Raw genomic sequence first — 9054 nt, forward strand, 5'->3', positions numbered from 1 at the left:
AAACGGCTTACCGGAACACCCTGGCATCCGGGTAAGGCACTGCATGGGTCTTGATGATCCTGGCGGGATTGCCCGCCACGACCGAAAAATCCGGAACATCCTTGGTCACCACTGCACCGGCACCGATGGTCACCCAGCGCCCGATGCGCAGGCGCGGCAGGATCGTGGCGTTGGTCCCGATAAAGGTCCCGTCACCGATTTCCACACAACCTGCGATACACACGCCCGGCGCCATGAACACCGAATGGCCGATCTGCCCTTCATGCCCCACGACACTGCCGGCGCTGATGCTGGTGTTGTCGCCCAGCGTCACTTCGGCCTGCATCAGCACGCCTTCCTGCAGATAACTGCCCTGCCCGATGCGGATCATGCTCAGGTCGATACCCGGATGAACGAACTGCCCCAGGCGCGCACCGGCCTCGACCAACTGACAGGTGGTTTCGTAGCGTAACCGGGTACTGCCGGTGATCAGATTGACGAAGCGCACGTCCTCGCCATTGAGTTCGCCGACGAGTTCGCAACCACCCAGCACCGGCACCCCGTAAAACAGCGTGCCGTGCTTGCGCGGGTCGTTGTCCAGAAAGGCGAACTCGATGTTAGGCGCGCTGCGCTTGACGGCGTGCAGCATGCGCACCGCTTCCGGGTTGGCGGCGCCCAGCAGATAGATCTTCACGAGGTGTGCCTGCGAGCCAGCAGATCCAGCACCACTTGCACCACGCGCTGCTGATCGGCGTCGGTCATGTCGTGATAGCTCGGCAGGTTGAAGGCGCGCTCGGGCAACGCAAACGCCAGCGGTGTGTCGACCCCGTATTCGCTGAACATCGGCAGCGACGACAGCGGCCAGAAAAATACCCGGGCGTCGATGTCGGCAGCCTGGAACGCGGCGATCATTTGCTCGCGGTGGATGCCGGTGTCGGCATCGAACACCACGGTCGGCATCCAGTAGCCGTTGCGGCCATGGACCGGTTCGGGGTTGAGCGATACACCCGGCACGCCTTCGAGGGCTCGCGCGTAGTTGGCAAAAATCACCCGCTTGCGCTCGATCAACTCGTCAATTCGCTCGACCTGGGCGCAGCCGACGGCGGCCTGCAGGTTGCTCATCTTGTATTTGAAGCCGACAAACTCCGGCCAGAACTGCTTGGTGCAACCCGCCACACGACCATGGTTGGACAGGGTCAGGACCCGCTCATACAAAGCCTTGTCCGAAGTGACGAACATGCCACCCTCGCCGGTGGTCATGGTCTTGGTGCCATGAAACGAAAAGGCCCCGAATGCCCCCAGCGAGCCGGCAGCCTTGCCGCGCCATTGCGAACCGATGGCTTCCGCCGCGTCCTCGATCACCGGGATGCCGAACTCGCGACCGATGGCGAGCAGCGCGTCCATGTCACACAGGTTGCCGTACAGGTGCACCGCGAGAATCGCCTTGGTACGCGGGGTGATTGCGCTTCTGACCAACTGCGGGTCCAGGCACCAGCTGTCGGCCAGCACATCGACAAACACCGGCGTGGCGCCGAGGTAGGTGATCGGCGCCGCCGAGGCAATCCAGTTGGTGTTGGCCAGGATCACTTCGTCGCCAGCGCCGACGCCCAGGGCCGCCATGCCCATGTGCAGCGCGCCGGTGCAACTGGAGGTGGCGATGGCGTAGGTTGCGCCCAGATGCTCGGCAAAACCGTGTTCGAAACGTGTCAGGTATTCGTAGCAACGTGCGCCCCAGCCGTTCTGCACGGCGTCCAGGGCGTACTGAGCTTCGAGCTCGCCAACGCTGGGTTTGGTGTAATGAATTCTGCTCATTGGATGCTCAACTCCGGAACGGCGACGACGAAGCGTGCGCCCCATGCCTTGGCCGCAGACAGCTGCTGCGTCACTTCGCTCAACAGGTTCCACGGCAAGACCAGAATGTAGTCAGGCTGCTCCTGGGCAATACGCTCAGGCGCGACAATCGGGATGCGGCTGCCCGGCAGGAATTTGCCCTGCTTGTGCGGGTTGGCATCGGCCACCCAGGCCAGCAAGTCCGGTTTGACCCCGGCGTAGTTGAGCAAGGTGTTGCCCTTGGCTGCCGCGCCGTAACCGACCACGCGCTTGCCCTCGGCCTTGGCCTGCAACAGAAAGCGCAGCAATTGATGCTTGATGCTTTCGGCCGCCGGGGCGAGCGAGGCGTAGTACCCGGCGGTTTTCACCCCAGCCTCCAGCTCGGCCTGCAGCTGTTGCTGCACCGCCGGTTGCACTGCACGACGCTGGCCGTCCTTGCGCTGCACGAATACCCGTAGCGAACCGCCGTGCGTGCTCAACTGGCTGACGTCGAACACTTCCAGGCCATTGCGCTCGCACAGGGTCTGCACCGCCGTCAGCGACAGGTAGGAATAGTGTTCGTGATACAGCGTGTCGAACTGCGCGCCAGCCATCAGCGTCAGCAGTTGCGGGAATTCGAAGGTGGCGACGCCGGTCGGCTTGAGCAACGTGGCGAAACCACCGAGGAAGTCGTTGATGTCCGGCACGTGCGCCAGCACGTTGTTGGCCGCCATCAGGTCGGCGCCCCAGCCTTCGCTGTGCAGCTGCGCGGCGGCGGCGCGACCGAAGAACAGCTCACGAATTTCCAGGCCTTTTTCCCGCGCCGCTTGCGCGGTACTGCGGGTCGGCTCGACGCCCAGGCACGGGATGCCACGACCGGCAACGTACTGCAGCAGGTAACCGTCGTTAGCCGCGATTTCGACCACACGGCTGTCGGCGTTCAGGTCAAAGCGCTCGACCATCTCGGCCACATAGCACTCGGCGTGGGCCAGCCAGGTGCTGGAGAACGAACTGAAGTAAGCGTACTCGGCGTCGAACAGACTGTCGGCGCGGGTGTAGTCCTCGGTCTGTACCAGCCAGCAATGCTGGCACACGGCGACCTTCAGCGGCACCCATTGTTCGGCCTGTTCCAGGCGATCGACGTGCACATAGGCGTTGGACGGTGGCGAGGTGCCGAGGTCGATCAGCGGCAGGCTCAGCGGTGCGGCGCACCCACGGCAGTTCATAGACGCACTCCGGCAAAGTGTTGATCGAGCGCGGGATGGCTGGAATCACGCGCTGACAAATTATTGACAGGCAACGGCCAGGCAATCGCCAGCCGTGGATCGTTCACCGACAGCCCGCTTTCATGCTCCGGCGCGTAATCGGCGCTGTGCAGGTAAAGCAGTTCGGCGTCGTCGGTCAGGGTCTGGAAGCCGTGGGCGAACCCGGCGGGAATCAACAGACTGCGGCCGTCGCCGGCCTTGAGGTGCTCGGCGTGCCAGTGCAGAAAAGTCGCCGAATCAGGACGCAGATCTACCGCCACATCCCACACTTCGCCACGCAGACAAGTGATCAGTTTGGCTTCCGGCGCATTGGCATTCTGATAATGCAAACCGCGCACGCTGCCCTTCTCGCGGGTACAGGAATGGTTGATCTGGCGGATGTGAAATTCGCGGCCAAACGCACTCAGGCTGCCTTCGCAGAACAGCCGGGCGAAGTGCCCGCGCTGGTCTTCGAAGCGCTTGTGCTGGACGCTGAACAGACCGGTCAGCGGCAACGCTTTCAAGGAAAACTCGCTCACAGCGCGCCCCGGTACAGGTTCAGTTGGCCGAGGGTAACAGTGCGCATGTCGTCGCCGTTCTGCCACGCCAGGTGCCAGTCAAGGGTCTGGGTCAGGCATTGCTGCAAGGTCCAGCGTGGCTGCCAGCCCAGCACCTGACGGGCACGGCTGCTGTCCAGGCGCAGCAGGCCGGCCTCGTGCAGTTCGCTTTTTTCGATGCGCAGACCGCGCGCCTGCGGCCAGCGATTGGCGAGCAGTTCGACCACTTCGCCGACGCTGCACATGTCTGCCTCGCCCGGACCGAAGTTCCATGCCCCGGCGTATTCCGGCCCTTGTTCATAGAGGCCGGCAGCCAGTTGCAGGTAACCGGCCAGCGGCTCCAGCGCGTGCTGCCACGGGCGCACGGCTTGCGGGTAACGCAAGGTCACTGGCTCGTCTGCGGTCCAGGCCTTGAGCACGTCGGGAATCAGCCGCTCAGGGGCGAAGTCGCCGCCGCCCAGCACATTGCCGGCACGCGCGGTGGCCAACGCCAAACCGTGCTCGGCGTACTTGTCGGCCGGGAAGAACGACGCGGCATACGACTGCGCCAGCAGTTCGCAGCAAGCCTTGCTGCTGCTGTAAGGATCGTGGCCACCGAGGGCTTCGTCTTCACGGTACGGCCACAGCCATTCCTTGTTGGCGTAGACCTTGTCGGTGGTCACCAGCACGCAGGCACGCACGCAACCGACCTGACGAATCGCTTCGAGCAGGTTCAGCGTGCCCATGACGTTGCTGGAGTAAGTGCCCAGCGGATCGCGATAACCTTCACGCACCAGCGGTTGCGCAGCCAGGTGCAGAACGATCTCCGGTTCAGTGTCGGCGATGATCTCCAGCAAGGCGCCAAGATCGCGCAGATCACCGCGCTGGTCGTTGATGCCGTCGTGCACCCGCGCCAGTTCGAACAGGCTCGGCGCGGTCGACGGATCAAGGGAAAAGCCGCTGACGTGCGCGCCGAGGCTTTGCAGCCACAGGGTCAGCCAACTGCCCTTGAACCCGGTGTGACCGGTGACCAGTACGCGCTTGCCGCGCCAGAAATCCGCACTCAGTCCCATTGCTTCCATGGAGCCTCCCCGTTCTGCCACAGCGCTTCGAGGTGGTTTTTGTCGCGCAGGGTGTCCATTGGCTGCCAGAAACCGTCGTGCTGAAACGCCATCAGCTCACCGCGAGCGGCCAGACCGTCAAGCGGGCCGGACTCCCACGACGTCGAATCACCCTCGATCAACGGCAGCACCTTGGGCGACAGCACGAAGAAACCGCCGTTGATCCAGCCACCGTCGCCACGCGGCTTCTCGGTGAATCCCAGCACCCGGTCACCCTCACGATCCAGCGCACCGTAGCGTCCCGGCGGTTGTACAGCGGTGACGGTGGCCAGTTTGCCGTGAGTCAGGTGGAAGTCGACCAACGCGCTGATGTTCAGATCGGAAACGCCGTCGCCATAGGTGAAGCAGAAGGCTTCCTCATTCTCCAGATAGCGCGCGGCGCGCCCCAGGCGGCCACCGGTCATGGTCTCTTCACCGGTGTCGATGAGTGTCACACGCCATGGCTCGCTGTAATTCTGGTGCACGTCCATGCGGTTTTCACGCATGTCGAAGGTCACGTCGGAGGTGTGCAGGAAGTAGTTGGCGAAGAAGTCCTTGATCGCGTACCCCTTGTAGCCCAGGCAAATCACGAAGTCGTGAATCCCGTGCGCGGAGTACTGCTTCATGATGTGCCAGAGAATTGGCTTGCCACCAATCTCGATCATCGGCTTGGGCTTGAGGTGCGACTCTTCACTGATACGCGTGCCCAGACCACCCGCCAAAATAACTGCCTTCATCATCTCCCCTCTTGTTCGTCACAGGGCTGCGCGTCGCTTTCTTGAGCTCTGCAGCCTTCTGGCTAAACCTTTCTGCCGTTTCGGGCGCAGGGGCAATGACCGCGAGCGCTCGTTTTATGGCGATTTGAGGGGGACTTGCAGGAAACGCGCCAGCTCGGCGGGACGACGCCAGATGCGTCACTCACCAAGAAAAAAGGGATGAGTGCTCTGCGGCCCCATCCCTTCGTACACATCACTCGACAGGCTGAGGAGATCAGCCAGACATGGCAACCGCATCGCCGCTTGCGGGCAAATCGTAAACCTGACCATCGGCGGTCTGGATGTGGTTGATGCCGGTTCGCAGGTTGCCCAGTTCAATGTCATGGCGACCATGCTGTCGCCGTAGCTGAGCACATCAATGCCGTCGCCCCGTCCGGATACCTTTAAAGCGCGCTTTGCATCAGCCTGCTGAAAATAAACGTCGATCCCTTGGCCCCAGTCATTGCAGATGGCGCCGGCGGGAAACAATCAAAGCCTGAAAAAAAAACCAAAACAGGCGACCCAAGGTCGCCTGCTGTCACTGCGCAATGCGGCCCGTCACGACCAGCACAAGACGCATCGCGCCGAGGTATCAGCCAAACATGCTGAAACCATCGCCATTGATCGGCAGAACATCCCCGTTGGCGGCCATGAAGTGCTCGATGGTGTTATAGCCAGCGAACCAGTCCTTCAGTTTTACCCCTTGGGCAGTTGGGTCGGACGGCTGGAAATATCCGTCGTTGAGGTACAGGTCGTCACCCACCCGCGCCAGTTGCAACGCATCAGCCGAACGGATGTTGTTCAGGATCAGCGTGTCCGTACCGCTATGGCCGTCATCACGGATGGTCACCAGCAAGCCGGTATTGACGAAATAGGTGTCGCCACCTTCGCCGCCGTTGGCAAAACCGGTGGCTTTAATTTGCCACGGGTAAGCAGATTGCGCGCCGAAAGTCAGCGCGTCATTGCCCGCCCCGCCAAGCAACACGAAGTTTTCACCGGTACCGAGCAGATCATCGCTACCGTCGCCACCATCGGCAGTGCCACTGACGACGTGGATCGTGTCGTTGCCAGCTTCACCAAAGGCGAACGTTCCACGGTCGTCCGGAGCGCTGATGATGAGGTCGTTGCCATTGCCGCCGTACAGCATGTCGGCTTGTGGCCCAGCGGCAGCAACGTCGACCGCGAACGGCCCGAGCTGGGTGTAGAAGCTGCCGTAAATGACATCGTTGCCGTCGCCACCGTAAATGGTGTCATTGCCCAGGCCACCTTCAAGACCGTTGGCCAGCGCGTTGCCGATCAGCGTGTCGTTGAAGTTGGTGCCGATGACACTTTCGACGTTGATCAGCACATCGCCTTGTGCATCACCGCCCTGATTGACGCCGGTCTGCAAGTTAATGTTCACCGCCGTGGTGTTGTTGATGTACCAGACCGTGTCGATCCCTTCGCGCCCGTCAATCACGTCGGCGCCGCCGCCACCGACGAAATTGTCGTTGATCGCCGTTCCGGACAAGGTGTCGGCGAAATTGCTTCCCTGGAAGATCTCGATCCCGGTGAAGGTATCACCAGCAGCATCGCCGGCATTGACGTTGGTTTTCAGGTCGATGGTGACGGCACTGTCCGACGACTCGTAGCTGACCATATCCAGACCGGTGCCGCCGTTGATTGCCAGCGCAACGGAGTTGCCAACGAAAATATCGTTGTACTTCGAGCCCGTGAATGCCTCGATGCTGTTGTAGGTGTCACCCGTCGCGATACCGGTACTGACACCGGTTTTCAGGTTGATGCTGACGCCCACTGTGCTGTCGTCATAGGACACAGTATCCATGCCCCCACCACCGATGAACTGGTCGGCACCACCGCCACCGTAAAGCAGATCATTGCCGTTGCCGCCGGTGATGATGTTGTCAATCGCGTTACCCACGCCAGTGAACGAACCGGTGCCGGTGTAAGTCAGGCGCTCGACGTTGGCCGCCAGCGTGTGGTCCTTGTAGCTGACCCGCACTTCATCGTTGCCGCCGCCGGCCTGTTCGATGACGGTTACGCCACCACCGTTGACATAGTAGATATCGTCCCCGGCGCCACCGTCGTAGGTAGCGAAGAGGTAGGCGTCAGTGGTGAAGGTATCGTTGAAGGCCGAACCGATGACCTTCTCGACGTTGGTCAGGGTCACGCCCTGCGAGTCGCCACCGACGCCCGGCAGACTGGTGCCCGGACGGATGTCGATATTCACGGCCGCGCTTGAAGTCGAGTAATCCACGGTGTCGAAGCCTTCACCGCCATCGACACCCGAGATTCGGCCATCGACCACGAAGGTGTCGTTGAATTTGGAACCGGCAACGACTTCGATGCTGTTGTAAGTATCGCCCGCACCGATCCCCGAGATGACCCCGGTTTTCAGGTTGATGTTCATCGCCACTGTGCTGTCCAGATACGACACGGTGTCGCGACCGGCACCGCCGAAGAACTGGTCGGCACCGCCACCGCCATAGAACATGTCGTTGCCGTTACCGCCAGTGATGATGTTGTCGCTGGCATTGCCCCAACCGGTGAACGCAGCTGTACCGGTGTAGGTCAGACGCTCGACGTTGGCCGCCAGCGTGTGGTCCTTGTAACTGACCCGCACTTCATCGTTGCCGCCGCCCACTTGCTCGATGACGGTCACGCCGCCGCCATTGACGTAGTAGATGTCGTCGCCCGCACCGCCGTCGTAGGTGGCGTAGAGGTAGGCGTCCGTGGTGAAGCTATCGTTGAAGGCCGAACCGATGACCTTCTCGACGTTGGTCAGGGTCACGCCCTGCGAGTCGCCACCGACGCCCGGCAGACTGGTGCCCGGACGGATGTCGATATTCACGGCCGCGCTTGAAGTCGAGTAATCCACGGTGTCGAAGCCTTCACCGCCATCGACACCCGAAATCCGGCTATCGACCACGAAGGTGTCGTTGAATTTGGAACCGGCAACGACTTCGATGCTGTTGTAAGTATCGCCCGCACCGATCCCCGAGATGATCCCGGTTTTCAGGTTTATGTTCATCGCGACCGTGCTGTCGAGGTACGACACGGTGTCGCGACCGGCACCGCCGAAGAACTGGTCGGCACCGCCACCGCCATAGAACATGTCGTTGCCGTTACCGCCAGTGATGATGTTGTCGCTGGCATTGCCCCAACCGGTGAACGCAGCTGTACCGGTGTAGGTCAGACGCTCGACGTTGGCCGCCAGCGTGTGGTCCTTGTAGCTGACCCGCACTTCATCGTTGCCGCCGCCCACTTGCTCGATGACGGTCACGCCACCACCGTTGACGTAGTAGATGTCGTCGCCCGCACCGCCGTCGTAGGTGGCGTAGAGGTAGGCGTCCGTGGTGAAGCTATCGTTGAAGGCCGAACCAATGACCTTTTCAACGCCAGTCAGGGTCACGCCCTGGGAATCGCCACCCACACCTGGCAGACCGGTGCCCGGACGGATGTCGACGTTCACGCCGGCAGCCGAAGTCGAGTAATCGACGGTGTCGAAGCCTTCACCGCCATCGACACCCGAAATCCGGCTATCGACCACGAAGGTGTCGTTGAATTTGGAACCGGCGATGACTTCGATGTCGTTGAACGTATCGCCCGCGCCGATCCCCGAGATGACCCC

At 61.7% G+C, this 9054-nt stretch carries 8 protein-coding genes; all 8 read right to left on the reverse strand.

Annotation, left to right across the window (positions count from 1 at the left end; all coding sequences use genetic code 11):
• Nucleotides 1-7 precede the first annotated feature (7 nt).
• Nucleotides 8-673 (reverse strand): acetyltransferase, encoded by a 666-nt coding sequence (locus U862_RS0119540; RefSeq protein ID WP_025111961.1) that lies wholly within the window; start codon nucleotides 671-673, stop codon nucleotides 8-10.
• A complete protein-coding gene (locus U862_RS0119545) occupies nucleotides 670-1791 on the reverse strand; it encodes a DegT/DnrJ/EryC1/StrS aminotransferase family protein (protein ID WP_025111962.1) in 1122 nt (373 codons plus the stop codon). The genes U862_RS0119540 and U862_RS0119545 overlap by 4 nt, the downstream gene beginning before the upstream one ends.
• Complete coding sequence (locus tag U862_RS0119550) at nucleotides 1788-3014, reverse strand: class I SAM-dependent methyltransferase (protein ID WP_025111963.1); 1227 nt, start codon at nucleotides 3012-3014, stop codon at nucleotides 1788-1790. Before U862_RS0119550 ends, U862_RS0119545 begins: the two co-directional genes overlap by 4 nt.
• Entirely contained in the window at nucleotides 3011-3571 is a 561-nt protein-coding gene (rfbC, locus tag U862_RS0119555) for a dTDP-4-dehydrorhamnose 3,5-epimerase (RefSeq protein ID WP_025111964.1), read from the reverse strand. The genes U862_RS0119550 and rfbC overlap by 4 nt, the downstream gene beginning before the upstream one ends.
• Nucleotides 3568-4650 carry a CDP-glucose 4,6-dehydratase gene (gene rfbG, locus U862_RS0119560; RefSeq protein WP_025111965.1) on the reverse strand — a complete coding sequence of 361 codons (1083 nt, stop codon included), beginning with the start codon at nucleotides 4648-4650 and terminating at the stop codon, nucleotides 3568-3570. The genes rfbC and rfbG overlap by 4 nt, the downstream gene beginning before the upstream one ends.
• Nucleotides 4632-5405, reverse strand: coding sequence for a glucose-1-phosphate cytidylyltransferase (gene rfbF, locus U862_RS0119565; protein ID WP_025111966.1), 774 nt, complete (start codon nucleotides 5403-5405; stop codon nucleotides 4632-4634). The genes rfbG and rfbF overlap by 19 nt, the downstream gene beginning before the upstream one ends.
• A 177-nt stretch (nucleotides 5406-5582) precedes the next feature.
• A complete protein-coding gene (locus U862_RS0119570) occupies nucleotides 5583-5912 on the reverse strand; it encodes a hypothetical protein (protein WP_025111967.1) in 330 nt (109 codons plus the stop codon).
• Between the two features lie 103 nt (nucleotides 5913-6015).
• Nucleotides 6016-9054 (reverse strand): hypothetical protein (locus U862_RS0119575; protein WP_025111968.1); only part of this gene is annotated, 3039 nt, incomplete at its 5' end.

Origin of the sequence: Pseudomonas sp. H1h (assembly GCF_000633255.1) — a bacterium.
GTDB lineage: Bacteria > Pseudomonadota > Gammaproteobacteria > Pseudomonadales > Pseudomonadaceae > Aquipseudomonas.

Excerpts from the sequence above, each read along its gene's own strand:
- rfbF (WP_025111966.1), bottom strand. The coding sequence starts at position 5,405 with ATGAAGGCAGTTATTTTGGCGGGTGGTCTGGGCACGCGTATCAGTGAA.
- U862_RS0119550 (WP_025111963.1), bottom strand. The coding sequence starts at position 3,014 with ATGAACTGCCGTGGGTGCGCCGCACCGCTGAGCCTGCCGCTGATCGAC.
- U862_RS0119545 (WP_025111962.1), bottom strand. The coding sequence starts at position 1,791 with ATGAGCAGAATTCATTACACCAAACCCAGCGTTGGCGAGCTCGAAGCT.
- rfbG (WP_025111965.1), bottom strand. The coding sequence starts at position 4,650 with ATGGAAGCAATGGGACTGAGTGCGGATTTCTGGCGCGGCAAGCGCGTA.